Source organism: Lentzea californiensis (genome assembly GCF_024648825.1).
Lineage (GTDB): Bacteria > Actinomycetota > Actinomycetes > Mycobacteriales > Pseudonocardiaceae > Lentzea > Lentzea californiensis.
Map to the genome: position 1 here is coordinate 398,322 of NZ_JANBBE010000001.1, position 25,943 is coordinate 424,264.

A 25,943-nucleotide genomic window follows, 5' to 3' on the forward strand; every position below is an offset into this window, starting at 1 on the left:
AGCGATGCTGACGGCTGTCGCCGCAGGACGCGCCGAGGTGACAGGCGGCACGGAGCCCGACCTGTACGTCGACGGACTGCCCTGTTGCGACCGCATGGCGACGCACGACCTCGTGCACGCGGGACTGCTGCGCCCCACGCAGCCAACGAGCTTCGGCCTTCGCGTCTGCGCGGAACTGACCGACGACGGCCGGGCGGCACTCGCCGCGATCTGATCCGCGTGTTGATCGCCCAATGATCGAACATCTGTTCGACATGGGGTAGGCTCCGCGCTGAGGCCGGCACGCAAGAGAGAGGAAGCTCTTGCGCGCCGGCTTCACCTTTGCTCAGGCCACCTTCTGCCCCGTGGCCACGTTCATGCGGTTCCACAGGTTGATCGCGCCGATGGCGATCACGAGACCCGCGAGCTGCTCCTCGGTGTAGTGCTTCGCCGCCTCGTCCCACACGTCGTCGCTCACGTGCACGCGCGTGATCTGCTCGGCGAGCGCGAACCCGGCCTTCTCGGCGTCGGTGTAGTACGGCACGTCCCGCCACCCCGCGACGGCGTAGACCTTCTCGTCCGCCACGTTCGCCTGGCGCAACAGCTTGGTGTGGTAGTCGATGCACGTGCCGCAGCCGTTCATGATGCTGACGCGCAGGCAGATCAACTCGACGTAGTCCCCGTCGATCCCCGTGCTCCCCGCTGCCGCCGACAGGTCCAGCAGGGCCTTCATCGCGCCGGGCACGGACATGATCGGGTTGGCGATCCTCATCTTCGTTCTCCTTCGTCGTCTTCCTGCTTGGTCGACACGGCAGGCGACGAAGGTGTGACAGGCCGGCCGAAGATTTTTCTCTAGACGTTGATCCCCTGGCCCAGTCCGCCGTCGACGGCGAGTTCGGCACCGGTCGTGAAGGTGGCGTCGAACCCCAGGAAGAGCACCGCGGCCGCGACCTCGTCCATCGTGCCGTGGCGCTTGAGCGGCGTGATGCGGTCGCCCACGTCCTTGAACTCCTGCAGCACCTCAGGCGACGCACCGACGACGCCCATGGACGGGGTGTCGATGAAGCCAGGACTGACGACGTTGACCCTGATCCCGCGCGGGGCGAGTTCCGCGGCGAACCCCCGTGCGAAGGACCGCACGGCCGCCTTGGCCGCCGCGTAGAGGGTCAGCCCCTCCGCGCCCTGCTCCGTGGCGACGCTGGTCGTGAAGACGATCGCGCCACCCTCCTTGATGAGTGGAGCCAGCTGCTGCGCGGTGAAGAACGCGCCCTTGGTGTTGATGTCGAACGTGCGGTCGTAGTCGCGCTCGGTGGCGTCGGGGAACGGGGTCAGCGTCGAGTAGCCGACGTTGATGAAGAGCAGGTCGATCTCCTGCAACCGTTCCCGCACTTCGGTTCCGAGCTCGACGATGTCGTCGAGGTTCGCCGCGTCCGACGCGACGGCGTGCGCCTTGACGCCCTCGGCCTTCTCGGTGCTGCGCCCCGTGAGCAGCACCTCGGCGCCGCCCTCGATCAGCTTGTCGACCGTCGCCCGGCCCATGCCGTGCGTGCCGCCGGTGACGACGGCCTTCTTCCCCAGGTACTTCACTTCCGGATCTCCTCGATGACACTTGCGATGCTGTGCGCGCCGTGGCCGTTGCGCTGGGCGCGTTCGAACAGGCCGTGCAGGGCCTGCGGGATGGTGGTGTCGAGCCCCTGCTCGCGGTTGGCCTCGGTGAGCAGGCGCAGTCCGGATACGTTGATGTCCAACGCGGACACGTCGGTCTCGTACTGCCTGGTCTGCGTCTGCTCGCCCATCTCGGGCAGCATGTGGCCGAGCTCGTTCAGCCAGTCCGCGACCATCGGCGTGAACCGGGCCGGCTCGATGCCCTCGGTGCCCAGCAACGCGACCGCCTGCAGGTAGCCGCCGAAGGTCGTCCACATGATGCCGAGCAGGGCCAGGTCGTAGAGCGCGGCGAGCCCAGCGTCCTCACCGACGTACACCGGCTCGCCGAACGCGTGCAGCACGTGGTGGTTCTCGCTGCCGCTGAAGAAGATCTTCGCCTGCGGGGTCCCGACCTGCTGCGGCACAGCCATGATCACACCGTCGACGTACTCGACGCCGTTGTCCTTGGCCCACCGCGCGGTGGCACGGGCCTGGTCCGGCGTGCCGGACGTGAGGTTGACGAGCGTCTTGATGTCGTTGGTGAGCAACGGTTCCTGAACGTCGTACGTGGACAGGCAGGTCACGACGACGTCGCTCTCGAACGCCTCTTCCGGCATGGCAACGCTTCTGGTGTTCGGCAGTTCCTTGGGCGTGCGGTTCCACACGGTCACTTCGTAGCCCTGGCCGACCAGGGCCTTCGCCAGCGCGCTGCCCATCCGGCCGAGGCCGAGCACGCTCACGGTTTTCTTGATCCCCATGCCGTGAATGCTCGTTCTGACACTGGCAGATCGACAAGTACCTACTATTTTGTCAGGTACCCACTTTTTGGTAAGGATCCAGCATGAAGCCACGACAGTACGCGTGCGGTCTCGACGCGGCGATCGACGTGATCGGCGGCCGCTGGAAGGCCCTGATCCTCTGGGCGCTGCACCACGGCCCCGTGCGCACCGGCGAACTGCGCAGGTCAGTGTCCGGCATCAGCGAGAAGATGCTGATCCAGGTGCTGCGCGAGATGGAGGCCGACGAGATCGTGCACCGCGAGGTGTTCCACGAGGTGCCGCCGCGCGTCGAGTACTCGCTGACGCCGCTGGGAGTGAGGCTGAACGAGGCGTTGGACGCGCTGGGCGACTGGGGCGAGGAGAACATGCGGGCGATCGCGCGCCGCCGAGGCGTCGAACCCGCGCCTAGGCATTGAGCAACAGGCGCTCCGCCCAGTCCGGCAGGACGTGACCGCGGGCCTTGGCCGCCTCCCGCACACGGATCCTGAGAGGTCCGGGCAGGCGAGCCACGTCCATCCGTTGCTTGATGCGGGTCCGCCCGGCCAGCAGGATCCGAGCCGCACCCGCGTCGTGCCGTTCGTCGGCCTGCGGATCCTGCAGCGCGGCGACGATCTCCGCGATCGGCACGGTCTGCAAGATCAACCCGGGAACGTCCTCGTACGGCGGCGTCCTCGTCCGGTTGCCCATGCCGGCCGCACACCACGCCAGCAACTGCAGCACGCCGGTCACGGAGTCGACGCTCCGCATCAGTTCGCGCGCCCTGATCACGTGCTTGGACTCCGCGGGCATCGGGAAGTGGCAAACGAGGTCCGCTGCCATCTCCTCCAGCGCAGGAGGCATCGCGGCGATCCACTCGATCCGTTCCGGCCGTTCGTCAACGCCCGACAACGGACCGGGCAAGCCGTGTTCTCCCAGCCAGCGCAACAGTGCCGCGCCGTCCTCGAGCTCCCCGTGACCGCTGTCCCACCTCCAGGCGAGCGAGACCCCGTGGTGCATCACGGCAACCGTGAGGCGCTCCCCCTGCGCGTCGAAGAACTCGAACCGCACCTGCCCCCTGCACGCACATACGTAGCCCGGCAACGAGCTGACCGCCATGGCCACGCGCAGGCTGTCGAGCACGTCCGGCTGTGTGAGGTCGACGACGATCTCGCCGTACCACTCGATCTCGGAGATCCGGACGATCGACGCGGTGCGCACGACGGCGTCGAGCGCGAAGAGCCCGACCGTCACCGGTCGAAGTACACGACAGTCGCGTCGTCGGAAATCTTCGTGCGCGGCCAATCAACGGCCTTGACGTCTTCCTTTTCGACCGCGCGCATTTTGCGGATGAGGTCGTCCGGCCCGTTCGCCGCCATCAGTTCGAGCGCCTGACGCCAATCGAAGAGATTGAACAGGTCGACCGCCCGAGCGGCCCCGTCGGACAGGATCGCGACGCGCCGTACGTCCTGCAGCGGCACCTCCCCCGTCAACGCGTGCGCGACATCAGCGACCTTCGCACCGGCCGTGCGCTTCGTCTCCGTGTCACTCACCACGAGCAGCTCATCCTTGGTGTCGACCACGACCGTGGCGTCCCCGAGCACCAGGTACCGCAGCACGTCGTCCTTCGTCTGCACCATCGCGATCGCCACGCTGGGCGAGTGCGGATGATCGAGGTCGCAGGTGCCGGAGTGCAGCTCAGCGGCCTGTTCGACGGCCTTCGCGAGCGCCACGCCCGGCTCGAGGTGGGCGAACCGCAGGATCTCGCCGGAGAGCTGGTCGGCGAACCACCCGACGCCGTGCTCGCACCCGGTCTCGGGCTGCGCCGTCACGCCGTCGAGCACCGCGAGCAGGTTCGGGCCGACCAACGCCCGGTCTTCGCTCGGCGCCGTCGTCCTGCCGGCTTCCGTTGCCATCTGCGTACGCACTGAGATCCCCCTCGGCCCGTTACGACGGTACGACGATGGGCCCCTGACCTGTCCGGTCAGAGGCCCATCAGTCTTGCGTGGCGGGTAGAGGATTCGAACCTCTGTAGCTTTCGCGACGGATTTACAGTCCGCTCCCATTGGCCGCTCGGGCAACCCGCCCCACACCGCCGTAACGGTGCGGGCAGAACAATACATAACCCCTTCGGGAGGCCCCAAATCGGGGTCCCCCAGTAGCATCGACGCTGGCTGTGATCCCGAGATCGTTGAGGAGTGAAGTCGTGGCGGACCCGTCGTTCGACGTGGTGAGCAAGGTGGACCGGCAGGAGGTCGACAACGCGCTCAACCAGGCCTCGAAGGAGCTGAGTACCCGCTTCGACTTCCGCGGGACCAACACCACAGTGGCCTGGGCCGGCGAGGAGGCGATCACCTTCACCTCCGAGACCGAGGAGCGCTGCAAGGCGGCGATCGACGTCTTCCAGGAGAAGCTGGTCAAGCGCAACATCTCGATGAAGGCGTTCGAGGTGGGTGAGCCCGCCATCTCCGGCAAGGTGTTCAAGGTCACGGGAAATCTCGTGCAGGGCATCACGTCCGAGAAGGCCAAGGAGATCGCCAAGAAGATCCGCGACGAGGCACCCAAGGGCGTTCAGGCGCAGATCCAGGGCGACCAGTTGCGGGTGTCCGGCAAGAAGAAGGACCACCTGCAGGACGTCATCGCACTGCTGAAGGGTGCTGACTTCGGCATCGCACTCCAGTTCACCAACTACCGGTGAAGGGCATCGTCCTCGCCGGTGGCAGTGGGTCGCGCCTGCACCCGATCACGCAGGCCGTCTCCAAGCAGTTGCTGCCGGTGTACGACAAGCCGATGATCTACTACCCGCTGTCGGTGCTCATGCTGGCCGGCATCCGCGAGGTGCTGATCATCAGCACGCCGACCGACTTACCGCTGTTCCGGCGGTTGCTCGGGGACGGGTCCCAGTGGGGCATGGCCTTCTCCTACGCGGAGCAGGCCGCGCCGAACGGGCTCGCGGAGGCGTTCCTCATCGGCGCGGACTTCGTCGGTGACGACGACGTGGCGCTGGTGCTGGGCGACAACATCTTCTACGGCCAGGGTTTCTCCACCACGCTGCAGCACCACGCGTCCTCTTTGGACGGCTGTGTGCTGTTCGGCTACCAGGTGAAGGACCCCGAGCGGTACGGCGTGGGCGAGGTCGACGCGACGGGCAGGCTGTTGTCCATCGAGGAGAAGCCCGCGAAGCCGAAGTCGAACCGGGCGATCACCGGGCTCTACTTCTACGACAACGGTGTGGTCGACATCGCGCGGCAGCTCAAGCCGTCGCCTCGTGGCGAGCTGGAGATCACCGACGTCAACCTCGCCTACCTGCGCGAGGGGCGGGCGCAGCTCGTGGACCTGAGCCGCGGGTTCGCGTGGCTCGACACCGGCACGCACGACTCGCTGCTCGAGGCGGGGCAGTTCGTGCAGGTGCTGGAGCACCGGACCGGCGTGCGCATCGCGTGTCCCGAGGAGATCGCGCTGCGCATGGGCTTCATCTCCGCGCAGGAGTGCTACGCGCTCGGCGAGAAGCTCGGCAAGTCCGGGTACGGCGAGTACCTCATGGCCGTGGCGAAGGCAGGGATCTAACCAGCCCTGCGCGCCATTTCCTCGAGCCTGCGGATGCGGTCGGCGATCGGCGGGTGGGTCGAGAACCACTTCGAGAACTGTTCCCCCGAGCGGAACGGGTTCGCGATCATCAGGTGGCTCTGCGACACCACCCCCGGCTCCGGTGCGAGCGGCGCCGCCCGCGTCCCCAGGTCGATCTTGCGCAGCGCCGAGGCCAGCGCCAGCGGGTCGCCGGTGAGCTCCGAGCCCGCCTGGTCTGCCTGGAACTCGCGCGAGCGGCTCACGGCCAGGCGCACGACGGTCGCCGCGATCGGGCCGAGCAGTGCGATCAGCAACAGGCCGAGCGGGCCGGGGCCGTCGTCGTCGGAGTCGCCGCCGCCGAAGATCCCGGCGAACAGGGCCAGGTTGGCGAGCATCGTGATCACGCCGGCCAGTGCGCCGGCCACGCAGCTGATCAGGATGTCGCGGTTGTAGACGTGCGCGAGCTCGTGGCCGAGCACGGCACGCAGCTCGCGTTCGTCGAGCAGGTCGAGGATGCCCGTGGTGCAGCACACGGCGGCGTTGCGCGGGTTGCGGCCCGTCGCGAACGCGTTCGGCGCGATCGTCGGGCTCAGGAAGAGCCTGGGCATGGGCTGGCGCGCCTTCTGCGACAGCTCACGCACGATGGCGTAGAGCACTGGTTGCTCCACTTGCGACACGGGTACCGCCCGCATCGCGCGCAGGGCGAGCTTGTCCGAGTTGAAGTACGCGTAGGCGTTCACGCCCAAGGCCAACACCAGGCCGATGACCAGTGCCGTCCGGCCGAACAGGCTGCTGACCAGAACGATCAGCGCGCTCATCCCGCCGAGCAGCACGGCCGTCTTCAACCCGTTGAAGTGCTTGTGCACGGTTTTCGCCTCCGGGTTTTACGTCCTACCCCTCAACGAACCAGGCCGCCTTCCGGTTCCTGTCGCCGTTTCAGGCGCGGCCTCCGCGGCCGGGTCCAGCGGCGGTGGCGGCGGCACCTTCTCGACCCACGTGGACAGCACGTCCCGTTCGTGGACGAGCTCCGCGACGGCACCCTCGCCGTCGATCGAACCCGTTCCCGGATAACCGAACTCCGGCGCCCAGTGCAAGGCGTCGAACGGGCAGACCTCGACGCAGATGCCGCAGTAGAGACACTGGCCGTAGTCGATCGCGAACCGGTCGAGCACGTTGCGGCTGCGCGGGCGGGCGCTGCCGGGCTGCTCTTCGACCTCGGTGTGCGACGTGATGTGGATGCACCAGTCAGGACACTCGCGCGCGCAGATCATGCAGACCGTGCAGTTGGCCTCCAGCAGCGCGATGACGCCCCTTGTACGCGGTGGAAGGTTCGTCACGACTGCGGCTCCTCTTCGCGGCGCGGGCCCCAGGACGGGTCCGGCACTCCAGGTGGTGCGGTGCGGCGGCGGCTCGGGGCGCTCGTGTTGTCCTCGCCGGGCTCCAGCGCGCCGGGCCACGGGCGCACGACGCGGGAGGCGAGCACGAAGTCCTTGCGCAGCGGGTGGCCCTGGAAACTGTCGGGCAGCAACAGGTGCTCGGGCTCGCCGTCCGCGGTGACGCCGAACACCACCCCGAACATCTCGCTGGCTTCGCGCTGGTGCCACTGCGCGCCCTTCCAGAGGTGGCCGATGCCCGGCAACGCCTCCTCGGGGCCCAGTTCGGTCCGCAGCATCACGCCCTCGCGCGTTCGCGGGTCGATGACGTGCAGGAACACCGCGTGGCGCTGACCCGCGGCACCCGGCCGGCCCGCGTCCTCGACGCCGAGCCAGTCGAACATGACGTAGCCGTCGGCGTGGTGGGCCGTGGCCGTGGCGAGCCAGTCGGCCGGCTCCACGTGGTGGACGGTCTGGCCGAACGCCGTCTTCGGGGTCGTCATGCGTTCACCAGCCCGTGCAGCGCCTTCAGGCCCTCGAGTAGCGCTTCGGGCCGTGGTGGGCAACCGGGCACGGCGACGTGGACCGGCAGGGCCTGGTCGATCCCCTTGGTGACGCTGTAGGAATCCCAGTACGGGCCGCCGGTGTTGCTGCAGGCGCCCACGGAGATCACGTAGCGGGGTTCGGGCATGGCCTCGTAACTGCGGAGCACAGCGGGCAACATGACGTCCGTGACCGTGCCGGAGACGACGAGGACGTGCGCCTCACCCGCGCCGTCGACCGGCGTGACGCCGAGGTCGGGCAGGCGGTCGAGAGCTGCCATCACTTCGACCCCACAGCAGGCGAGTCCGAGTTCGAGCACGGTGACCTGGTAGGTGGTGCCCCATTCCAGGCGAGCGGAAGCCGTCACAACGGCTGAGCGTAATACTTGGGGGCCCGCCGGCTGACGCCTGCGGACCCCCACCCCCCAATGATTCCCCCCGGAATCGGCTCCCACGCGTGGTCGCCGCAGATAGTTTTGTACACCGCGAGATAAGTGTCCAGGGATTTGCCGACAGGATCTGCGGATAATTTGTCGGCGAAATGCGGTCAAGTTCAGTTCAACTGATCGGCAGAACACAAGAGAGGGTCCCGATGTCCGGCTCGTCCCAGTTGGTGCTTCCCACCAGCACCTCGCTGCACCGTTTGCTGCACATGCCCGGTGCACTACTGGATACCACGATGGACCAGCTCAGGACCCTGCTCACGGTGCATGAGACCCGTTCGGCCCTACGCGCGGCCAGGGCATTGGGACGAGAGCAGTCGAGCGTGCAGAAGCAGCTCGACACGTTGAACAGGAACTTCCTGGAACTGTGCGGCGAAGCTCTAGTGGTGAAGCAGGGCCGCGGAAGAGACGTGCTGTTCACGCCGACTGGTGAGTCGATCGTCGAATTGGCGCGGGAGACGCTCGCGGAGTGGCTCGACGGAATTCACGAGTGCCGCCGCAAGCTCGGCACGACCGTCACCGTGGGCACGACGCGATACATGCTGGACACGCTCGCGAAGGCGTGGCACCACGTGGCGGACGAGTTCCAGGAGCGCGACGTCGACCTCAAGGTCGTGCACATCCGCACCAAGGACATCTGGACGAAGCTGGAGACGCAGGAGGTCGACGTCGTCTGCGGCAGCGTCGTGACGCGGGCGGGCCAGGGCTGGGAGCGCCCCGAGTTCGAGGTGATCCAGTGGCGGCGGGGTGGCCTCGCCCTGCTGACGAACCTTCCGGAGACGGTCGTAGGAGACCGCGTGCGCGTGCCCGCGTTGCGGTCGGTGCCATTGGTCGTGCCGGGCGCCGGGCTGATCGCGGAGTTCCTGCGCGGCTGGTTCGGCCCCGACTACCGGCAGGGCCTCGACATCGCCGCGGAGATCGACGAGATCCAGTACGGCATCTCCCTGCTCCGCTCGAACCTCGTCAAGGGCGCGATGATCGTGACGTCCGGCCTCGGGGTGGTGGCGGCGAACAACGAACTGCGCGAGGGAAGCGGCCTGCGCGTGGTCCAGCTCGCCGACGACTCGCTGGAACGGCTCGTGGGTGTGTTCGCGCGCACCGACGCGTTGGCGAAGCACCCGGCGGACCACCCGCTGAAGCTGCTGTGGGCCGCGTTCGAGCGGGAGGCTCCGCCCCTGTGAAACGCCTGGCGCCGCCACTGCCCTCGCGCGCGAAAACGGAAGCGCCCCGGTCGTCGACCGGGGCGCTTCCGTCGTTTTCCTGACTACTTCTTCGCGGGTGTCATGGCGTCGTGCTCAGGCCTGCGTTGCTCGACACTGGGACGATGCTGGGCTTTGGCCATCTTGGCCAGCCAACTCGTCGCCTCCGAGCGGATCTTCTCCAGCTCGTCGTCGCGTGCCTGTTGCTCGTTCATCGGCCACTCCCTGCGTTCGGGGATCGCGTTCGATGGGAGCACTACCGGGCGTGTGCCCGCTAGGGCCGCCATGCTTGTGGGTGAACCTGTTTGACAGCATCGTCCGCCGATAGGTTTCCCGCACCCCGACACGACGAGTTCGGCCTCTTTAGTACCCCAGGTAGCCGCCACCCAGGTTCATGTTGACCAGACCCGGGTGGTTGTGGAAGCCGCCGTAGCGCGCGTAGGTGTAGCGAACGCCCGCGATGATGTTGTCGACCGGCGCGAGGATGTTGTCGTAGCCGGCCAGCTTGTACGCGCGGAACGTCGGGTCGATGCACTGCATCAGGCCCTTGGACGGCGTGCCGCGCATCGCGTTGGAGTCCCAGTTGTTGACGGCGTTGGGGTTGCCGTTCGACTCCTTCATGATGATCGTGTAGATCTCGTCCATGGAGCCGTTGTCGATGTTGGTGCCGTTGGCCTGCAGGACCTTGATGGCGTCCTTGATCCAGCCCTCGACCTCGCGCTGCTTGGCGGGCTTGCGCATCTCGATCTGACGCTCGGCCTCGGCCTTGGCAGCTGCCTCGCGCTGGGCGTGCGCGTCCGCGGCGACCTTCGTGGCCTGCTCGAACGTCTGCTGCGCGTACATCTGCTGGAACTGCAGCAGACGGCCGACCTGGCTGCCGGGGTTCACGTCGTGAACCGTCTGGATGGTCTTGACCTGCTGGTCGGGGAGAGCGCCCAGCTCGGCCGCACCCGCAGCGAGGTCGGTCGGGGAACCGCTGGTCGCGGCGTTGGCGATGGCCGCGGTGCCGGCGGCGACACCTGCGGCGACGACGATCGCGCTCACACGGTGGGCAAGCGGAACCTTGTCGTCCTCGACGCGGTGAGCGCCGGGCTTGACTTCTTGTCTGGGCACGACCGTGTACACGGTTCGGCCATCGGCCTTGCTGTGCCGGGCCAAGGGAGAGCCTCCTGCGTCGGGGAGCTTGGCCACCGGGCTGTCTCGGCGGGGGATTCCGAGCCGGACTTCGGACCCCAGGTACTGCGGGTCCTGTGTCCTGCCAGTGACCAAACCGTTATCGGCGGGCGAGAACGTAACCTCGCGTCACGAGCACAGGCAAGCTTGAGCGCCCGTTGGGTGACTCTCGTCACGTTTCCGATGAGCTGGGCTAGCCGTTGCTGACAGACAGTCAACAAGCCGTGTGAGTCGTGCGTAAGTTCATCGTTGCCTCCTGACGAACTGACGGAGCTGTCTGTGAGTTCGCTGCTAGTTCGGCTCTCGTTAGGGGTTACGTCCACGACCACGCGATCGAGTGATGCCGTCACGCTTCGTGGTGATATCGGGGTGCGGGCTGCTGACCTGCGAGGACTTGATCGCTGGACAGCGTTTTCTGGGTCTGACAAGGGGTACGGAGAGGCCGCCCGTCCGGTTCACCCGATGTCGTGGGTTAACACTTGCGCTTCTGCTCGAGCGCCTTGAGGACCCAGTCCGGGCTGTCGCCGGGACTGTCGTTGAAGGCGATCGCGGCGTGCGGCTGACGCCAGTGCACCTCGTTGACGACGACCTGGAAGAGCTCCAGCAGGCCGGGTCCCTTGCGGACGCCGCCGCCGACCAGGACCGCGTCGTACTGCTTGTTCCCGAGCTTCTCGACGAGCTTGGCCTGGGCGCGGCCGTCCAGCTCCGCGAAGTCGATGAGGAACAGGTCCTCGGCGAGGCCCAGCCCGGCGAACGCCCTGCTGGCCTGCTCAATGGCGGCGGCGACCGGGGCGGGGTCGAAGCCTGGGATGGTGTGGGGATCGAAGCCGATCACGAGGATGTCGGGCACCCGCCGAAGTTACTGCGGTCACGGCGTTCTCGGGCATGCCACGTTGTGCGGCCGAAAACCGGAGCGACAGCCCGCGCGTGCCTGAATACGTTCGGCGGATGATCGAAGGCCTCACGTGGCGTCCCCTCACCCGAGACGACGCCCAGACGTCAGCCGACCTCCTCAACGCCATCGAAGCCGTCGACAAGATCGGCGAGAACTACACGGCGGAGGACACCCTCACCGAGCTGGTCGACCCGTACGCGGATCTGGAACGCGGCAGCCTCGCGGTCTTCGACGGCGACGTGATGGCCGGCTACATGAAGATCCAGTACCGGCCGACCGCCACAGAGGTCCACCGCGTCTCCCTGGACGGCGGCGTCCACCCTTCGTACCGGCGCCAGGGCATCGGCACCCGGCTGGTGCGGGCGGGCATCGAGTCGGCCCGCGTCCTGCACGCACTGCACCACCCGGCGCTGCGGCTCGCGATCAACGTCCACAAGGCCGAGCACATCTCCGGCCTGGCCGAACTGCTCAGCGCCGCCGGATTCACCCCGGTCCGCTACTTCCAGCGCATGGAGCACGCGCTCCTCGACGTCGAGCCGTCCGACGACCCGCGGATCGAGCCGTGGTCGGAGGCGGCCGACGAGGAGTTCCGGCACGTGCGCAACGAGGCGTACCGCGCGAACTGGGGCGCGACGCCGATGCCGGTGGAGCTCTGGAAGAACAAGATCACCAACCAGACGTTCCAGCCCTTGGCCAGCTTCCTGCTGCGCGAAGCCGGCGGGGTGGCAGCGGGTCTGCTGGTGACGATGAACTGGGAGGCCGACACTGAGGCCACCGGGGTTCGTGACGCGCACTTCATGGTCATCGGCACGTTGCCCGGCTATCGGAACCGCGGCGTTGCGAGCGCTCTGCTCAGCCACGCGCTTAGGGCCGCTGTTGACCAGGGTTATGACCGCGCGCTGCTGAGCGTGGACTCGGAGAACGCCACTGGGGCGTTCGGCATCTTCGAGCGGGCCGGCTTCACCTCGACGATGCGCTTCGTGCGGTGGGAACTGGAGGGCTGAGCGTCAGGATCAGTCACGGGACGCCTCTCACTGCCGGACGGACTGATCGAATCGGACCAGGTCAGCACAGCTGCGTCACTCGATCGAGCAAATCTATGGTGACGGGAGTAGACATTGTCCGCCTGGCGTGTGTAGTCTTCTCCTCGTTGGACGAGAGAGAACATGACACGGGAGATGACGAACTACCCGTGAAGAAAGTGCAAGACGGTCAGGCGTGCCAGAGCTCGTCGTTCTAGGGCTCGAGGCAAGCGACCAAGGGAAGTCGGCGGACAAGACCGGACGCAGTGCAAGAACCCGGAGCCGACAACCGCGTGATCAGCAAGTGCAAGTCGCAGTTCCGAAGTTGAAGTCGCAAGTGCAAGTCGAAGTTGCAGTTCCGAAGTTGAAAGTGCAAGTCGCAAGTGCAAGACGGTCAGATGTGCCGGAGCCGATCAGTGGAAGGGGTTCTGGCAGGTGACCAGGGGCAGTCGGTGAGGTGATTCCGGCATGTGCAAGAGGTCCGGTGCCGACAGCCACGTGAGAGAAGAAAAGTCAGTACTCAGAGGAGAAGGGAAGGGTTGCACACCATCGGATCGCCCGCCTTCGGCTGAACTCCGCCGGACGGGTACCGCGGTTCCATCAGATTGGAAGGTGGTCTTCGGTTACGCACACGCGATCCCCGCAGCGCCCGCTCGCAGTACGGGGCATGCGGACAGAGGATGCCGATCTCACGGTCGGCTAGGTGGAAGTGAAACCCAACAACCCTTGGGGCCCCGGTGCTACTGCACCGGGGCCCCTCGTGATGTGGAGGCGCGATGACCCCAGAGAAGAACGAATCCGCGGACAACGAACCGCAGACCACCGCCGAGAAGTTCGACGACGAGCACTACCCCGCCTACACGATGGGCCGGGCCGCGGAACTGCTCGGCACGACGGCGAACTTCCTGCGCAGCCTCGACGAGGCGAATCTCATCGAGCCCCAGCGCTCGGCCGGCGGGCACCGCCGGTACAGCCGCCACCAACTGCGCTTGGCCGCCCGCGTGCGCACACTGGTCGACCAGGGCACGGGACTGGATGCGGCGTGCCGCATCGTCACCCTGGAAGACCAGTTGCAGGAAGCTCAGGCGCTCAACGCCAAGCTCACGCCCCCACCAGCATCCGACGATCCGTATCCGCCGCTGCAAAGCGTGTGAGTCGTTCGAGATCGGGACGCGACGCGAGATCTCGGCGGAGCGTCCCACGCGACTGGTCTGCGCTGGCGAAGGCTGGTTCAGCCTTCACCGAGCGCAGATCAAGCCCGCGGACGATCCGCCCGGAGTTCCACCGCGCGACGTTTGGGCGCATCGGAGCTCAGCAGGAGCAGTTGCCGCCCGCACAGCCGCTGCCGCCGTTCGCGGATGCAGCTCGGCGGTGGTGGCGGAACCACAGACCACCCGCGACGACGGCCGCCACCGCGGCCAACGCGACGAAGACGTTCGTCAGCAGCGCTGCTCCCCCGCCAGTGATCAACCCCGCGGCGACGAGTAGCGGGAAGGCGCAGCAAGCGGCACACGCCGCAACGGCGAATCCGCCGATGGCCTTGCTGCTGCGCGCTGGAGCCGTAGCGGGTTCGCTTGAGTGGTGCGTGGTCATCGACGCTCTCCATCGGGGTCGGCCAGTTCGGCGAACGGCAGTGGGCAACACGAGCTGGCCGCACACGCCACCAGGTCGTCGCAGCCGGCGTCCAGCGCGCCGTGCAGCGCCGTGCGGATCGTGTTCAGGTCGGAGATGCGCGCCTCGATCTCTTCGAGTTTGGCGCGGGCACGGGACTGCAATCCGGAGTCGGCCGCGGCTCCATGACGATGACGGCCGGCGTCGAGCAGGTCGGCGACCTCCTCGAGGGTGAAGCCGAGTCGTTGAGCAGCCTTGATCACCCGCAGCGTCGTCACGGCTTCGGCCGGATACATCCGGTGACCGCCCAGCGATCGCGCCGGTTCGGCCAGCAGGCCGCGGCGCTCGTAGTAGCGCAGGGTCTGGATGTTCACCCCGGCAGCCTCGGCAACTCGGCCCGTGCGCAGCAGACCTGTCACGTGTCTGCGCCTGACATGCGGCTGCGGGCGTGGGCTTCGAGTCCGTCAAGCACGTCGGCGTGGGCGGGAGGAACCTCGACGTCGAGGTGGAGCACGTCCTCGGCGTGGCTGAACGTGAAGGCGAAGAACGAACAGCACCGGCTCTCCCCCGCGATGAGGTCCCGCGCCGTCGCCTCCACTTCAGCGCCGGCCTCAAGTTCCAGCCGCAAGCTCGTTCCGCCCGCCCTGTGAACGCCGGTCAGAGCGGTCGCGAAGAGGGCGCCGAACTCCGCGATCCGCAACGGCTGCCGGGCGGTGGGCAATGTGCAGGCCTGCGGTGCCCAGGCCCGGTCCGTCTCGGTCTCTGTGGTGGCCATGTTCCGACGATAAGCCCGTACCCAGGTACAGGATGCAAGCCTGATCAGCACTGGAAATCCTGATATGGGCTCTTCAAGTACATTCGAACGATTCAGTCAGCCTCAAACTGCCACGGCTTGATCGTCTTTAGCCCAGGATCGGTCAGAAGTTGCGCGATTGGCTTGTATTGGTTCGCTGCCACGCGAAAGGCTCACCATCAAGATTGACTTGGCTACCACGAACACCGTTGGAGCCATCCTTGCGAAATTCATTGGTGCCCGGCTTGCTCCGCTGATGGACTGACTTCCTGCCGTGAGTCTGCCGCGTGACGGAGGTAGTGGTTGTGACAGGCTATGACGTGCTTGCCGAGGTGTACGAATGGCTCATCTCGGATGCGAAGTTGCCTCCGGCCGAGTTCGCTGCGTCGTTCGACGACGTCCTCAACCTCCTGCCGCCGAACGCCCACATCCTCGACTGTTCGTGCGGAACCGGACAGTTGGCGGTTGGCCTCGCCGGTCGTGGCATGCAGGTTGTCGCAACTGACGCCAGCGAGGCGATGGTTCGTCGGACTGCACAGTTGTCTGAGGAGTTCGGGGCATCCGTCCGGGCCGTACGGGCGAACTGGGAAGAGTTGCCCGACCATTTCCAGGACAACACGTTCGACATGGTGTTCTGCGTTGGCAACTCGCTTCACCATGCCGCGGGCGCGACAGGCAGGGGTGCTGCCCTGGAGTCGATGTCACGGCTTCTGCGCCCCGGCGGACGCTTGGTGCTCACATCCCGCACTTGGGAACTCGTGAGGGCCAGAGGTTCCCGGCTGGAGATCAGTGACCGACTCGTCCGCCGGAACGGTCGCGATGCCGTCGTGGTCTACCGCTGGGAGATCGCGCAGCATTGGGAGGAGGAGCACCACATCGAGATTGCGATCGCGCAGGTTGATGCGACCGGGTTGGTTCTTGTCCGCTCGGAACTGCTGTCCTGCTGGCCCTACCGGTACGAGGAACTCGAAGTCGAGTTGCACCGGGTCGGGCTCCGAACGGAACTGAGCACCTTCGATCTTGGGGCCGAGAACTACATGGTGGTCGCGAGCAAGGTATGACCACCGGACTCTCAGTCCCTGGCCGGACAGTGACGGAGCCACACAGAGTCAGAACATGAGTCTGCGCTGGTGAGGACCCATTTTGAGCCTTCGACCAGCGCAGATCGAGAACTGCGAAGAGCGACCGATCAGCCCCGGAGTTCCATCGTGCAGCACTTCGGGCCGCCGCCCGACTTGCGCAGCTCCGAGATGTCCACGAACACGGGCTCGAACCCGCGCCGCGCCACCTGCTCGGCCAGATGCGTGGCCTCGACCGGCATGACGACGTGCTTGCCGTCGGACACCGCGTTGAGCCCAAGGCAGACAGCGTCGGCGTCGTTGGCGATGACGGCGTCCGGGAAGAGGCGGCGCAGGACGCGCTGGGAGCCGGGTGAGAAGGCCTCCGGGTAGTAGGCGACCAGAGGGGACGGGGACTGGTCGTCGAGCATGAACAGCGCCACGTCGAGGTGGTAGAAGCGCGGGTCGACCAGTTGCAGGGAGACGACCGGGACGCCCAGGACCTCCTGTGCCTCGCCGTGCGCGCCGGGGTCCGTGCGGAAGCCCGTGCCGGCCAGCAGCAGGGAGCCGGTCCAGGTGAAGTCGCCCTCTGCCTCGTTCACGGCGGTGGGCATGACCACGGACTTGTAGCCCGACGACAGGAACCAGCGGCGGAAGTGGTCGGCTTCGGCTGAGCGTTGGGCGGCCCTGAAGCGGGAGCCGAGGACTCGGCCGTCGATGACGGTGCCGCTGTTCGCTGAGAAGACCATGTCCGGCAGGCCCGGTACCGGCTCGATCACCTGTACGTCGTGGCCCAGGCGTTCGTAGGTCTCCTTGAGCGCTGTCCACTGCTCCACTGCCAGCGTTGTGCTGGTGGGCTGGGTGGGATCCATCCACGGGTTGATGGCGTACTCCACCGTGAAGTACGTCGGCGGGCACATCAGGTACCGACGGGTCGTCGGCATGCGCGTCGGCGCGAGGGGTGCGGCGATGTCGAGCGTGATCGGCTCGCCGGGCCCGGAGATGGATACGGTCATGGATCGAAATGTAAACGGCGGTTAGACCATCGAACAACGCCGCGACATTGCGTTAACTAGGGCAGAATGTTGCGTGTGGACAGCATCGACCATCGAATCATTTCGTGCCTCATGGCCAACGCGCGCTCCAGCTACGCGGAGATCGGCAAGGAGGTGGGGCTGAGTGCGCCCGCGGTGAAGCGGCGGGTCGACAAACTGCTGGACACGGGGGTGTTGCGGGGGTTCACGGCGGTGGTGGACCCGGAGGCGCTGGGGTGGGGCACCGAGGCGTTCGTCGAGGTGCACTGCAAGGGGAACGTCGCGCCGCACGACATCCAGCACCGGCTGGAGCCGATGGCCGAGGTCAGTGCGGCTTACACGGTGTCTGGAGCGGCGGACGCGATCGTGCACCTGCGGGCCGCGGACATCCACCACCTGGAGACCGCGCTGGAGCGGCTCAGGGCCGTCGAGATCATCGACCGGACCGTGTCGACGGTTGTGCTGTCCCGGCTGCTGGACCGGCCGATCGCGCCCTAGGGCGTGTCCCGTGAGTCCGTTCGATGAGAGTCACGGTCGAGAGACCCGGAGGCGGTGCCGCCGCGACGCCCTCATACCGGGCGTATTCGGGCGTTGCGGCGGTGCCGCCTCCGGGGCCCTCGGCCGCGACTGTCGCGGACGAGACTCACGGGACACGCCCTAGGGTGCGGGCATGGCTGAGGTTCTGCTGGAGCACCACGATTCCGTCGCCGTGATCACGATCAACGATCCGGAGCGGCGCAACGCACTGACCGTCGACCTGTCGCAGGAGCTCGCGGACAAGGTCGGGGAAGCGGAACGGGAAGCCAACGCGCTGGTCATCACGGGTGCCCCGCCGGCGTTCTGCGCGGGCGCGGACCTCACGCAGCTCGGCAACTCCAAGGACGAGGGGCTGAGGCGGATCTACAAGGGCTTTCTCGCCGTGGCCAACGCGAAGATCCCCACGATCGCCGCGGTCAACGGTGCCGCGGTCGGAGCGGGGCTCAACCTCGCGCTGGCCGCGGACGTCCGGATCGCCGGGCCGAAGGCGCGGTTCGACGCGCGGTTCCTGCAGCTCGGCATCCACCCCGGCGGCGGCATGACGTGGATGTTGCAGCGGATCACCAGCCCGCAGACCGCCACGGCGATGACGTTGTTCGGGCAGATCCTCGACGCCGACCAGGCCGTCGCGCACGGACTCGCCTACGCCAGGGCCGAAGACCCGCTGGCAGTGGCGAAAGAGCTGGCGAAGGCCTCGGCCGAGGCGCCGGCGGAACTCGTCCGGACCATCAAGGCGACGATGCGGGCGACCGATGCAATGCACGACCACGAGGAAGCGGTCGCGCTCGAGCTGATCCCACAGGTCGCTTCGATCGACACTCCAGAGTTCGCTGCGAGGCTTGCCGCGATGAAGGCTCGGATCAGCGGGCGGTAAGTGTTACCTTGGGTAACAGGTATCGAGGGTGACGTCTACCGCATTCGGGTATCCGCTGGTGGCGCTGTGCTTACCGTTGAGTTAAGGACCCGGTGCGGCAGATGGGACAGTTCGTCTCGCCTGGTGGTACACGGTCCGTCTCGCAGGCGGTCCTGGCGACTACCCTCGTGGTGGGGCACGGCCACCCTTGGAGAGAGGTATCGGCGTAGGAATGAGCACTGAGACCCGCAAGCTGGATCGCGTTGTGATCCGCTTCGCCGGCGACTCCGGTGACGGTATGCAGCTCACCGGAGACCGGTTCACGTCGGAAGCGGCGGCGTTCGGCAACGACCTCGCCACGCAGCCCAACTTCCCCGCCGAGATCCGCGCACCACAGGGGACCCTGCCCGGTGTGTCGTCGTTCCAGCTGCACTTCGCCGACTACGACATCCTGACGCCCGGTGACCGTCCCGACGTTCTCGTCGCGATGAACCCGGCCGCGCTCAAGGCGAACGTCGTCGACCTGCCGGACGGCGGCATCCTCATCGTCAACACCGACGAGTTCTCGAAGCGGAACCTGACGAAGGTCGGGTACGACTCGAACCCGCTCGAGGACGACTCTCTCGAGAGGTTCCAGGTCCACAAGGTCGCCATGGCGACGCTGACCATCGGTGCCCTCGAGGAGACCGGCCTCGGCAAGAAGGACGCCGAACGCGCGAAGAACATGTTCGCGCTCGGCCTGCTGTCGTGGATGTACCACCGGCCGACCGAGGGCACGGAACGGTTCCTGCGCGAGAAGTTCGCGAAGAAGCCGGACATCGCCGAGGCCAACGTCCTGGCGTTCCGCGCCGGCTTCTACTACGGCGAGACGACCGAGGCCTTCGCCGTCACCTACGAGGTGGCGCCCGCGAAGCTCAACGTCGGCACCTATCGCCAGATCACCGGCAACACGGCGACGGCGTACGGCATCGTCGCGGCGGGCCAGCTCTCGAAGCTGCCCATCGTGCTCGGCACGTACCCGATCACGCCAGCGTCGGACATCCTGCACGAGCTGAGCAAGCACAAGAACTTCGACATCACCACGGTGCAGGCCGAGGACGAGATCGCGGGCATCGGCATCGCCCTCGGCGCGTCCTACGGCGGCGCGATCGGCGTGACGTCGACGTCCGGCCCCGGTATCGCGCTGAAGTCCGAGACCATCGGTCTCGGCGTGATGACCGAACTGCCGCTGCTCGTGATCGACGTGCAGCGCGGTGGCCCGTCCACCGGTCTGCCGACGAAGACCGAGCAGGCCGACCTGCTGCAGGCGATGTTCGGCCGCAACGGCGAGTCGCCGGTGCCGATCGTGGCGCCGCAGTCCCCCTCGGACTGCTTCGACGCGGTGGTCGACGCGACCAGGATCGCGCTGAAGTACCGCACCCCGGTGCTGTTCCTGAGCGACGGCGCGATCGCGAACGGCTCCGAGCCGTGGATGATCCCGGACGTCGAGACGCTGCCCGACCTGACGGTCGAGTTCGCGACGGACCCGGAGAACTTCCAGCCGTACTCCCGTGACCCGGAGACGCTGGCACGTCCGTGGGCCGTGCCCGGCACCCCTGGTCTGCAGCACCGCATCGGCGGTCTGGAGAAGCAGGACATCACCGGCAACATCTCGTACGACCCGGAGAACCACGACAAGATGGTTCGCCTGCGCCAGGCCAAGATCGACGGCATCGAGGTGCCGGACGTCGTGGTCGAGGACCCGGACGGCAACGCGAAGGTGCTGGTCGTCGGCTGGGGCTCGTCCTACGGCCCGATCGGCGCGGCGGCACGCCGGGTCCGCAAGCTCGGCCTCCCGGTCGCGCACGCGCACCTGCGGCACCTCAACCCGTTCCCCAAGAACCTGGGTGACGTGCTGAAGTCGTACGAGAAGGTCATCGTGCCGGAAATGAACCTGGGCCAGCTGGCGTTGCTGCTGAGGGCGAAGTACCTGGTGGACGCCGTGTCCTACACCAAGGTGCAGGGCCTGCCCTTCAAGGCGGAGGAGCTGCAGGACGTGCTCGCTGACGTGATCAAGGGGGTGTCGGCGTGAGTGAGCTTGCGAGCGAACCAATGGGCACAGTACTGCCTTGCAGTCAGCGCACCGACGAGCGTAGCGAGGAGGCTCGATGACTGCCATCGACATCGGACTTCCCGGCCTGACCGGGGTTCCCACGACTGACGAGAAGCAGACGGCCAGGGACTACAAGTCGGACCAGGAGGTCCGCTGGTGCCCCGGCTGTGGCGACTACATCGTGCTCAACACCATGCAGTCGTTCCTGCCGTCGCTGGGTCTCAAGCGCGAGAACATCGTGTTCGTCTCGGGCATCGGGTGCTCGTCCCGCTTCCCGTACTACATGAACACGTACGGCATGCACTCCATCCACGGCCGTGCGCCGGCCATCGCCACGGGACTCGCCGTGGCGCGGCCGGACCTGAGCGTGTGGGTGGTGACCGGTGACGGCGACGCGCTGTCCATCGGCGGCAACCACCTGATCCACACGTTGCGGCGCAACGTGAACCTCAAGATCCTGCTGTTCAACAACAGGATCTACGGCCTCACCAAGGGCCAGTACTCGCCGACCTCGGAGCCGGGCAAGGTCACCAAGTCGACGCCGATCGGCTCGGTCGACCACCCGTTCAACCCGGTGTCGCTGGCACTGGGCGCGGAGGCCTCCTTCGTGGGCCGGGCGCTCGACTCGGACAAGGCCGGTCTCACCTCGGTGCTGCGCCAGGCGGCGGAACACCGCGGCTCGGCGCTCGTGGAGATCTACCAGAACTGCCCCATCTTCAACGACGGCGCGTTCGACGTGCTGAAGGACGCGGACGAGGCACAGCGGCGGATCATCCACGTCGTCGACGGCGAGCCGATCCGGTTCGGTCGTGAGGGCGAGTACTGCGTGGTGCGCGAGGGCTTCGGGCTGGCGGTCGCCAAGTCCGCGGACGTGGACGCGAGCGACATCGTCGTGCACGACGCGTCGGACCTGAACCTGTCGTTCGCGCTCTCGCGGCTGTCGACGCAGGACCTCACGCACACCGTCACAGGCGTGTTCCGCCGTGCAGACCGCACGACGTACGACGACGGAGTGCGCGCGCAGGTCGACGAGGCCAAGGCCAGCAAGGCCGCAGACCTGAGCAAGCTCTTGCACGGCAAGGACACTTGGACCGTGGTCGGCTAGACCCGGAACCGCAGAAAGGCCCCCACCGAACGCGGTGGGGGCCTTTTCGTCGCCTTGGGTGCGAGCTCACGGAGCCGGGCGGAACCCGGCCTTCTCCGCGTCGGCCTCGGTGCGGAACCACACGTCCGCGCGCGTCTCCACGAAGTTCGCGGAGCCCTCGTTGTAGTAACGACGGCCGGTGAGCGTGGCCTTGACCGAGAAGTCCGCGGCCGGCGCGTGGCCGTCCGACTTCGGCAGCACCGAGCCGGGGCCGAACGGCGAGCGCGGGTTGAAGCCCTCCGGCTGCTGGAACCGCGCCGGTGCCGGGGCCGCGGGCGTTCCGTTCGGGCGGCCGCCAGTGGACGGCGAGAAGCCGACCGGACGCGGGCGCTGCGGGAGCGACGGCGTGGGCGGGGCCTCCTGCTTCGGCTGCTCGAACGCCGAGAACGCGGGGAAGCTCTGCTGACGCTGCGGCGTGGTGCGCCGGGCCTCACGGATCGGCAGACCCGCTTCGGTGTGGCGCTGCGGCAGGTCGACGGGCTCCGGTTCCGGCTCGGGCGGGGCGGCGAGCAGCGGCTCGTCGCTCGGCACGAACTTCGGCACGAACGGCTGGTCGTTGCTGCTGTCCGGGAGCTTGCGGGTCTGGCCGAGCGCCGGCAACGGCTCGTCGGCGTCCAGCAGCGGCTCGAACAGCGAACGCCGCTGTTCGGCGACCGGAGCAGGCGCGGGCGGAGCGACCGGTGCGGCCGGTGCGGCGGGGGCCTCGGTGCCGTGGGAGAACGCGGCACCGACGGCGCGGACCGAACGCTCCGGGGGCTCCTCGGACTCCACCCGCGGCTCGAACGCCGAGAACGGCGCGGGCGGCGGGGAACCGGGTGCCATGAACGGCTGTGAGAACGACCCGGTGTACTCGGGCGCGACGAACTCCTCGAAGACCCGCTCGGGCTCGTGCTGCTCGTGCTGCTCGTGCTGCTCGTGCGCGGGCTCCTGCTCAGGCTCCTCTTCGGACTCCTGCTCGGGCTCGGCGTACTGCTCCTCGGCCAGCGTCGACTCGAAGACACCGTTGCGCACGCTCGGCGCGTCCAGGTCCACCGGCTCGACGATCGGCTCGATCAGCCCGGTCTGCTCGGCCGGGGACTCCGGCTCCACCTCGGGCCGCGGTTCGGTGAACCCGTCCAGCTGGCCGGAGATCTCGTCGCGCAGGCCGGGGTACTCGCCGGTGAGGTCGCTGTCGGGCCAGCTGCTCTCCTCGACGGCGATGAACGTCGTCTGCTCGGAGCGGGTGCCTGCGGGCTCGTCCTCCTGCTCGGAGGCCTCGTCGAGGTAGGTCTCCGGCTCGTCCTGCGACCAGGCCTCGCGCGGCTGGTAGATGAAGTCGTCGGCCTGCTCGTCGACCTCCGGCCCCGCGGTCGGCACGCGGGCCGGCGCACCGGGCTCGGCGACCGGCACGACCGTGGGCACGTACGACGTCTGCTCGGCCGGGAGCTCGGGCTCGTCGTCGAAGTCCGCGGCCTGCAGCCCGGACTGCGACAGCACCGTCGTCTGCTCGGCCGGGGTCTCGGCGGGGACCTCTCCCGGCTCGAGTCGCTCGAACAACGAACGGGGACGGTCGTCCTCGGCGTCGGCGAGTGCCTTCTGCTCGGCCAGCTGCTCCTCGAAGCGGCGCTGCGCCTCTTCGGGCTCGAGGTACTGGCGGACCTGCGCGGCCGGCTCCTCCTCGGGCTCCGGCTCGTGCTGGACCTCGAAGGTGGTCGTCTCGGGCGACTCCTGCTCGAACGACTCCTGCTCGTACGGCGCCTGCTCGTATGGGGCCCGCTCGTGAGGCGTCTGCTCGGGCTCCTCGACGACCGGCAGCGGCGGAACGTGCAGCGGCGGCGGAGCGGGAGCCGGCACGGGCTCACCGAAGTACGCGGGCGGCTCCTGGTACGGCGCGGGAGCGGGCGGTAGTGCCGGCACCGCCGTGGGCGGCGTCAGCACGTCGTCGCTCAGCGATCGCGGCGGCGGCGCGTCCCACTCGTCGACCACGAAGTCGTCGACGGGAACAGCCGCCGCTACCGGTGCGGAGCTCCGGCGCGCATCGAGAAGTTGATCATCCAGGTCGGCAATCTGCTTGCGTGCGGGGCGCACCATCACCAACCAGGTGAGCAGTACTCCCGCAACGAAGGACAGCAGGCTCCACAGCCAGACCTGCCCGAAGATGTTCACGGGTAAGCCCCTTCTACGACCACACCGACCCCACTCACTCGGAAGGGTGAGCACGGCCAAACTACAGTGCCTTTGATGATGCTCCGTCACTACGCCGTTCAGCGCAAATAACGGGTGGAAAGCCCAGCGTAGAGTGGGATTTTGTGCCCCCTCTGACAACCTCGGCCATCACTTCGCCAGAAGTTCACACCCAGGGGCGAGGGCTCACGTACGGCGCACTCGCCTACGTCCTCTGGGGCTTGTTCCCGGCGTACTGGCCACTCCTCGTACCCGCCCAGCCGGTCGAGGTGCTCGCACACCGGATCGTCTGGTCGTTCGTCACGCTCGCCATCGTCGTCATGATCCTCCGACGGTGGCGGCCTTTCCTCGAACTATCAGGAAAAGGCTGGCTGATCGTTACCGCAGCGGCCGTGTTGATCACGGTGAACTGGGGCACCTACATCTACGCGGTCAACAGCCACCACGTCGTCGAAGCGGCGCTCGGCTACTTCATCACGCCACTGGTGAGCGTGGCGCTCGGAATGATCTTCCTGAAGGAACGCGTGCGGCTGCCGCAGACCGTAGCGATCACTGTGGTCATCGTCGCTGTGATCGTGCTCACCGTCGACTACGGCAGGCTGCCGATCATCTCGCTGATCCTGGCCTGCTCGTTCGGCGTCTACGGGCTGCTGAAGAAGAAGGTGCCGCTGGACGCCATCACCAGCCTCACCGCGGAGAGCGTCGTGATCGTCCCGTTCGCGGTGGTCTACCTGCTCGTCCTCGGCAGCGCGAACACCTTCACCACCGAAGGCAGCGGCCACACCCTGCTGATCCTGAGCACCGGCATCGTCACGGCGATCCCGCTGGTGCTGTTCGGGGCGGGCGCGCAGCGGATTCCGCTGATCACGATGGGCATGCTGCAGTACCTCGCGCCGGTGCTGCAGTTCGCGTGGGGCGTGTTCGTCGTGCACGAACCGATGCCGGCCAGCAGGTGGATCGGGTTCGCACTGGTGTGGCTGGCCGTGGCGATCTTCACGTTCGACGCGCTGAAGAACTGCACGCGGGGACCTTTCGTACTCCATGACGGTACGAAAGGTCCCCGCGTGCGGTCAGCAAGCAGTTAGCGGGAGCGTTCTACGACGTACGTGGCGAGCTCTTCGAGGGCGTCACGCGCGGCGCACTCCGGCAGCTTGCCGAGTTCCGTGCGGGCCCGGTCCGCGTAGTCGTCGAGGGTCTCGCGGGCCTTGTCCATGCCGGAGGACTTGCGCAGCAGGAGCAGGGCCTCGTCCACCAGCTCGTCGTCGGAGATCGGTGCCGCCAGCAGCTCGGCCAGGCGCGTCTCGGACGGATCCGCCAGCGCGTAGAGCATCGGCAGCGTCTTCACGCCCTCGCGCAGGTCGGTGCCGGGGGTCTTGCCCGACTCGACGGACGGCGACGCGATGTCGATGACGTCGTCGGAGATCTGGAACGCCGCCCCGATCACCTCGGCGTAGCGGCGCAGCGCGTCCGTCTGCTCGTCGGTCGCGTCGGAGAACATGCCGCCGAACCTGGCCGCGGTGGCGATCAGGACGCCCGTCTTCTCCTCGATCACCTTGAGGTAGTGGGAGATCGCGTCCTCGCCGGGCTTCGGGCCGACGGTCTCGCGCATCTGACCGGTCACCAGGACCGAGAAGGTCTCCGCGATGATCCGCGCCGCGTCCGTGCCCAGGTCGGCGGTGAGGCGGGACGCGTGGGCGAAGAGGAAGTCGCCGGTCAGGATCGCGATGCTGTTGTCCCACTTGACGTTCGCGGAGACCGCTCCGCGCCGCATGGTCGCCTCGTCCATGACGTCGTCGTGGTAGAGCGTCGCGAGGTGGGTGAGCTCGACCACAGCGGCCGCCTTGATGACCTTTTCCCGGTCCCAGTCGGCGCCGAACTGCGATGCGAGCAGTGTGAAGAGCGGGCGGATGCGCTTCCCGCCCGCCTCCACAAGGTGAAGCGAGGTTTCCGTGACCGGGTGGAACTCGCTCTGCACGACGTCGTGCAGGATGCGCTCCACCTCGGCCAGGCCGTCCTGGACTACCTCGGTGAGCACGGGGTCCACCAACGCGAACCCCGGTCCCTCA

The 25,943-nt window shown here is 67.4% G+C and carries 30 protein-coding genes, 1 tRNA gene and 1 pseudogene; 13 read left to right on the plus strand and 19 right to left on the minus strand.

Annotation, left to right across the window (positions count from 1 at the left end):
- The first annotated feature begins 4 nt into the window (after positions 1-4).
- The gene (locus LX88_RS02130; protein WP_245983140.1) at positions 5-214 is read left to right on the plus strand and encodes a hypothetical protein; all 210 of its coding nucleotides are present in this window, start codon (positions 5-7) and stop codon (positions 212-214) included.
- A gap of 111 nt (positions 215-325) precedes the next feature.
- Here the strand turns inward: LX88_RS02130 and LX88_RS02135 are convergent, their stop codons facing one another.
- From LX88_RS02135 to LX88_RS02145, 3 genes are all read right to left on the minus strand, one after another.
- Positions 326-751 carry a carboxymuconolactone decarboxylase family protein gene (locus LX88_RS02135; RefSeq protein ID WP_258946184.1) on the minus strand — a complete coding sequence of 142 codons (426 nt, stop codon included), beginning with the start codon at positions 749-751 and terminating at the stop codon, positions 326-328.
- Positions 752-831: 80 nt separating this feature from the next.
- Positions 832-1,566 (minus strand): SDR family NAD(P)-dependent oxidoreductase, encoded by a 735-nt coding sequence (locus LX88_RS02140; protein ID WP_258946185.1) that lies wholly within the window; start codon positions 1,564-1,566, stop codon positions 832-834.
- Positions 1,563-2,381, minus strand: a complete 819-nt coding sequence (locus LX88_RS02145; protein WP_258946186.1) for an NAD(P)-dependent oxidoreductase — start codon at positions 2,379-2,381, stop codon at positions 1,563-1,565. Before LX88_RS02145 ends, LX88_RS02140 begins: the two co-directional genes overlap by 4 nt.
- Positions 2,382-2,464: 83 nt before the next feature.
- On the opposite strand from LX88_RS02145, the gene LX88_RS02150 reads away from it, so the two are divergent.
- Entirely contained in the window at positions 2,465-2,818 is a 354-nt protein-coding gene (locus tag LX88_RS02150; protein WP_258946187.1) for a winged helix-turn-helix transcriptional regulator, read from the plus strand.
- Here LX88_RS02150 and LX88_RS02155 read toward each other — a convergent pair.
- The 3 genes from LX88_RS02155 to LX88_RS02165 all read right to left on the minus strand — a co-directional run bounded on the left by LX88_RS02155 (position 2,808) and on the right by LX88_RS02165 (position 4,465).
- Positions 2,808-3,632 (minus strand): hypothetical protein, encoded by an 825-nt coding sequence (locus LX88_RS02155; protein ID WP_258946188.1) that lies wholly within the window; start codon positions 3,630-3,632, stop codon positions 2,808-2,810. The genes LX88_RS02150 and LX88_RS02155 overlap by 11 nt on opposite strands.
- Positions 3,629-4,294 (minus strand): protein phosphatase 2C domain-containing protein, encoded by a 666-nt coding sequence (locus tag LX88_RS02160; protein WP_258946189.1) that lies wholly within the window; start codon positions 4,292-4,294, stop codon positions 3,629-3,631. Before LX88_RS02160 ends, LX88_RS02155 begins: the two co-directional genes overlap by 4 nt.
- 90 nt (positions 4,295-4,384) lie before the next feature.
- Positions 4,385-4,465: transfer RNA gene (locus LX88_RS02165), tRNA-Tyr, on the minus strand.
- Between the two features lie 119 nt (positions 4,466-4,584).
- Here LX88_RS02165 and LX88_RS02170 point away from each other — a divergent pair.
- Positions 4,585-5,076 (plus strand): YajQ family cyclic di-GMP-binding protein, encoded by a 492-nt coding sequence (locus tag LX88_RS02170; RefSeq protein WP_258946190.1) that lies wholly within the window; start codon positions 4,585-4,587, stop codon positions 5,074-5,076.
- Positions 5,073-5,945 (plus strand): glucose-1-phosphate thymidylyltransferase RfbA, encoded by an 873-nt coding sequence (gene rfbA, locus LX88_RS02175; RefSeq protein ID WP_258946191.1) that lies wholly within the window; start codon positions 5,073-5,075, stop codon positions 5,943-5,945. The genes LX88_RS02170 and rfbA overlap by 4 nt, the downstream gene beginning before the upstream one ends.
- Here the strand turns inward: rfbA and htpX are convergent.
- The 4 genes from htpX to LX88_RS02195 are packed head-to-tail and all read right to left on the minus strand — an operon-like array spanning position 5,942 to position 8,228.
- On the minus strand, positions 5,942-6,811 hold the full coding sequence (gene htpX, locus LX88_RS02180; RefSeq protein ID WP_258946192.1) for a zinc metalloprotease HtpX: 870 nt from the start codon (positions 6,809-6,811) through the stop codon (positions 5,942-5,944). The two genes, rfbA and htpX, sit on opposite strands and share 4 nt — an antisense overlap.
- An 18-nt stretch (positions 6,812-6,829) precedes the next feature.
- Positions 6,830-7,282, minus strand: a complete 453-nt coding sequence (locus LX88_RS02185) for a 4Fe-4S binding protein (RefSeq protein ID WP_258946193.1) — start codon at positions 7,280-7,282, stop codon at positions 6,830-6,832.
- The gene (locus tag LX88_RS02190; RefSeq protein ID WP_258946194.1) at positions 7,279-7,821 is read right to left on the minus strand and encodes an NADH-quinone oxidoreductase subunit C; all 543 of its coding nucleotides are present in this window, start codon (positions 7,819-7,821) and stop codon (positions 7,279-7,281) included. Before LX88_RS02190 ends, LX88_RS02185 begins: the two co-directional genes overlap by 4 nt.
- Positions 7,818-8,228 carry an NADH-quinone oxidoreductase subunit B gene (locus LX88_RS02195; protein ID WP_177224550.1) on the minus strand — a complete coding sequence of 137 codons (411 nt, stop codon included), beginning with the start codon at positions 8,226-8,228 and terminating at the stop codon, positions 7,818-7,820. The genes LX88_RS02190 and LX88_RS02195 overlap by 4 nt, the downstream gene beginning before the upstream one ends.
- A 311-nt stretch (positions 8,229-8,539) precedes the next feature.
- On the opposite strand from LX88_RS02195, the gene LX88_RS02200 reads away from it, so the two are divergent.
- Positions 8,540-9,484, plus strand: coding sequence for a LysR family transcriptional regulator (locus LX88_RS02200; protein WP_307789459.1), 945 nt, complete (start codon positions 8,540-8,542; stop codon positions 9,482-9,484).
- Positions 9,485-9,567: 83 nt separating this feature from the next.
- Here the strand turns inward: LX88_RS02200 and LX88_RS02205 are convergent, their stop codons facing one another.
- The 3 genes and pseudogenes from LX88_RS02205 to LX88_RS02215 form a co-directional block, all read right to left on the minus strand.
- Positions 9,568-9,717 carry a hypothetical protein gene (locus LX88_RS02205; RefSeq protein WP_176929933.1) on the minus strand — a complete coding sequence of 50 codons (150 nt, stop codon included), beginning with the start codon at positions 9,715-9,717 and terminating at the stop codon, positions 9,568-9,570.
- 148 nt (positions 9,718-9,865) lie between these two features.
- Positions 9,866-10,216, minus strand: a pseudogene (locus tag LX88_RS44525) (transglycosylase SLT domain-containing protein); the annotation flags it as partial.
- Positions 10,217-11,147: 931 nt separating this feature from the next.
- Entirely contained in the window at positions 11,148-11,525 is a 378-nt protein-coding gene (locus tag LX88_RS02215) for a hypothetical protein (protein ID WP_258946196.1), read from the minus strand.
- 98 nt (positions 11,526-11,623) lie between these two features.
- Here LX88_RS02215 and LX88_RS02220 point away from each other — a divergent pair, with 98 nt between their 5' ends.
- The gene (locus LX88_RS02220) at positions 11,624-12,574 is read left to right on the plus strand and encodes a GNAT family N-acetyltransferase (protein ID WP_258946197.1); all 951 of its coding nucleotides are present in this window, start codon (positions 11,624-11,626) and stop codon (positions 12,572-12,574) included.
- A 794-nt stretch (positions 12,575-13,368) separates the two neighbouring features.
- Entirely contained in the window at positions 13,369-13,746 is a 378-nt protein-coding gene (locus tag LX88_RS02225) for a MerR family transcriptional regulator (protein WP_258946198.1), read from the plus strand.
- Between the two features lie 157 nt (positions 13,747-13,903).
- On the opposite strand, the gene merT is transcribed toward LX88_RS02225, so the two are convergent.
- The 3 genes from merT to LX88_RS02240 are packed head-to-tail and all read right to left on the minus strand — an operon-like array spanning position 13,904 to position 14,978.
- Positions 13,904-14,185, minus strand: coding sequence for a mercuric ion transporter MerT (gene merT / locus LX88_RS02230; protein WP_258946199.1), 282 nt, complete (start codon positions 14,183-14,185; stop codon positions 13,904-13,906).
- The gene (locus LX88_RS02235; protein ID WP_258946200.1) at positions 14,182-14,622 is read right to left on the minus strand and encodes a MerR family transcriptional regulator; all 441 of its coding nucleotides are present in this window, start codon (positions 14,620-14,622) and stop codon (positions 14,182-14,184) included. Before LX88_RS02235 ends, merT begins: the two co-directional genes overlap by 4 nt.
- Entirely contained in the window at positions 14,619-14,978 is a 360-nt protein-coding gene (locus tag LX88_RS02240; protein ID WP_258946201.1) for a hypothetical protein, read from the minus strand. The genes LX88_RS02235 and LX88_RS02240 overlap by 4 nt, the downstream gene beginning before the upstream one ends.
- A gap of 305 nt (positions 14,979-15,283) precedes the next feature.
- On the opposite strand from LX88_RS02240, the gene LX88_RS02245 reads away from it, so the two are divergent.
- Positions 15,284-16,057 carry a class I SAM-dependent methyltransferase gene (locus tag LX88_RS02245; RefSeq protein ID WP_258946202.1) on the plus strand — a complete coding sequence of 258 codons (774 nt, stop codon included), beginning with the start codon at positions 15,284-15,286 and terminating at the stop codon, positions 16,055-16,057.
- 128 nt (positions 16,058-16,185) lie between these two features.
- On the opposite strand, the gene ddaH is transcribed toward LX88_RS02245, so the two are convergent.
- Positions 16,186-16,998: a dimethylargininase gene (gene ddaH / locus LX88_RS02250; RefSeq protein WP_258947584.1), complete on the minus strand. Its 813-nt coding sequence runs from the start codon at positions 16,996-16,998 to the stop codon at positions 16,186-16,188.
- Positions 16,999-17,136: 138 nt separating this feature from the next.
- Between ddaH and LX88_RS02255 the strand changes: the two genes are divergently transcribed.
- From LX88_RS02255 to LX88_RS02270, 4 genes are all read left to right on the plus strand, one after another.
- Entirely contained in the window at positions 17,137-17,586 is a 450-nt protein-coding gene (locus LX88_RS02255; RefSeq protein ID WP_177224552.1) for an Lrp/AsnC family transcriptional regulator, read from the plus strand.
- A 172-nt stretch (positions 17,587-17,758) separates the two neighbouring features.
- Positions 17,759-18,499 (plus strand): enoyl-CoA hydratase, encoded by a 741-nt coding sequence (locus LX88_RS02260; RefSeq protein ID WP_258946203.1) that lies wholly within the window; start codon positions 17,759-17,761, stop codon positions 18,497-18,499.
- Positions 18,500-18,710: 211 nt separating this feature from the next.
- Positions 18,711-20,549, plus strand: a complete 1,839-nt coding sequence (locus LX88_RS02265) for a 2-oxoacid:acceptor oxidoreductase subunit alpha (RefSeq protein WP_258946204.1) — start codon at positions 18,711-18,713, stop codon at positions 20,547-20,549.
- A 76-nt stretch (positions 20,550-20,625) separates the two neighbouring features.
- Complete coding sequence (locus LX88_RS02270; RefSeq protein ID WP_090065923.1) at positions 20,626-21,675, plus strand: thiamine pyrophosphate-dependent enzyme; 1,050 nt, start codon at positions 20,626-20,628, stop codon at positions 21,673-21,675.
- A 66-nt stretch (positions 21,676-21,741) separates the two neighbouring features.
- Here LX88_RS02270 and LX88_RS02275 read toward each other — a convergent pair whose 3' ends face one another.
- Entirely contained in the window at positions 21,742-23,859 is a 2,118-nt protein-coding gene (locus LX88_RS02275; protein WP_258946205.1) for a sunset domain-containing protein, read from the minus strand.
- A gap of 143 nt (positions 23,860-24,002) precedes the next feature.
- On the opposite strand from LX88_RS02275, the gene rarD reads away from it, so the two are divergent.
- A complete protein-coding gene (gene rarD, locus LX88_RS02280) occupies positions 24,003-24,962 on the plus strand; it encodes an EamA family transporter RarD (protein WP_258946206.1) in 960 nt (319 codons plus the stop codon).
- On the opposite strand, the gene LX88_RS02285 is transcribed toward rarD, so the two are convergent.
- Positions 24,959-25,924: a polyprenyl synthetase family protein gene (locus LX88_RS02285; RefSeq protein ID WP_258947585.1), complete on the minus strand. Its 966-nt coding sequence runs from the start codon at positions 25,922-25,924 to the stop codon at positions 24,959-24,961. The genes rarD and LX88_RS02285 overlap by 4 nt on opposite strands.
- Positions 25,925-25,943: the final 19 nt, after the last annotated feature.

What these genes read in the sequence shown, in the direction of transcription:
- ddaH (WP_258947584.1), bottom strand. Translation starts at nt 16,998, where the DNA reads ATGCCGACGACCCGTCGGTACCTGATGTGCCCGCCGACGTACTTCACG.
- LX88_RS02265 (WP_258946204.1), top strand. Translation starts at nt 18,711, where the DNA reads ATGAGCACTGAGACCCGCAAGCTGGATCGCGTTGTGATCCGCTTCGCC.
- LX88_RS02260 (WP_258946203.1), top strand. Translation starts at nt 17,759, where the DNA reads ATGGCTGAGGTTCTGCTGGAGCACCACGATTCCGTCGCCGTGATCACG.
- LX88_RS02145 (WP_258946186.1), bottom strand. Translation starts at nt 2,381, where the DNA reads ATGGGGATCAAGAAAACCGTGAGCGTGCTCGGCCTCGGCCGGATGGGC.
- LX88_RS02270 (WP_090065923.1), top strand. Translation starts at nt 20,626, where the DNA reads ATGACTGCCATCGACATCGGACTTCCCGGCCTGACCGGGGTTCCCACG.
- LX88_RS02160 (WP_258946189.1), bottom strand. Translation starts at nt 4,294, where the DNA reads ATGGCAACGGAAGCCGGCAGGACGACGGCGCCGAGCGAAGACCGGGCG.
- LX88_RS02220 (WP_258946197.1), top strand. Translation starts at nt 11,624, where the DNA reads ATGATCGAAGGCCTCACGTGGCGTCCCCTCACCCGAGACGACGCCCAG.
- LX88_RS02190 (WP_258946194.1), bottom strand. Translation starts at nt 7,821, where the DNA reads ATGACGACCCCGAAGACGGCGTTCGGCCAGACCGTCCACCACGTGGAG.
- LX88_RS02205 (WP_176929933.1), bottom strand. Translation starts at nt 9,717, where the DNA reads ATGAACGAGCAACAGGCACGCGACGACGAGCTGGAGAAGATCCGCTCG.
- LX88_RS02150 (WP_258946187.1), top strand. Translation starts at nt 2,465, where the DNA reads ATGAAGCCACGACAGTACGCGTGCGGTCTCGACGCGGCGATCGACGTG.
- LX88_RS02200 (WP_307789459.1), top strand. Translation starts at nt 8,540, where the DNA reads ATGGACCAGCTCAGGACCCTGCTCACGGTGCATGAGACCCGTTCGGCC.
- LX88_RS02130 (WP_245983140.1), top strand. Translation starts at nt 5, where the DNA reads ATGCTGACGGCTGTCGCCGCAGGACGCGCCGAGGTGACAGGCGGCACG.
- LX88_RS02255 (WP_177224552.1), top strand. Translation starts at nt 17,137, where the DNA reads ATGTTGCGTGTGGACAGCATCGACCATCGAATCATTTCGTGCCTCATG.
- LX88_RS02135 (WP_258946184.1), bottom strand. Translation starts at nt 751, where the DNA reads ATGAGGATCGCCAACCCGATCATGTCCGTGCCCGGCGCGATGAAGGCC.
- LX88_RS02240 (WP_258946201.1), bottom strand. Translation starts at nt 14,978, where the DNA reads ATGGCCACCACAGAGACCGAGACGGACCGGGCCTGGGCACCGCAGGCC.
- merT (WP_258946199.1), bottom strand. Translation starts at nt 14,185, where the DNA reads ATGACCACGCACCACTCAAGCGAACCCGCTACGGCTCCAGCGCGCAGC.
- LX88_RS02225 (WP_258946198.1), top strand. Translation starts at nt 13,369, where the DNA reads ATGACCCCAGAGAAGAACGAATCCGCGGACAACGAACCGCAGACCACC.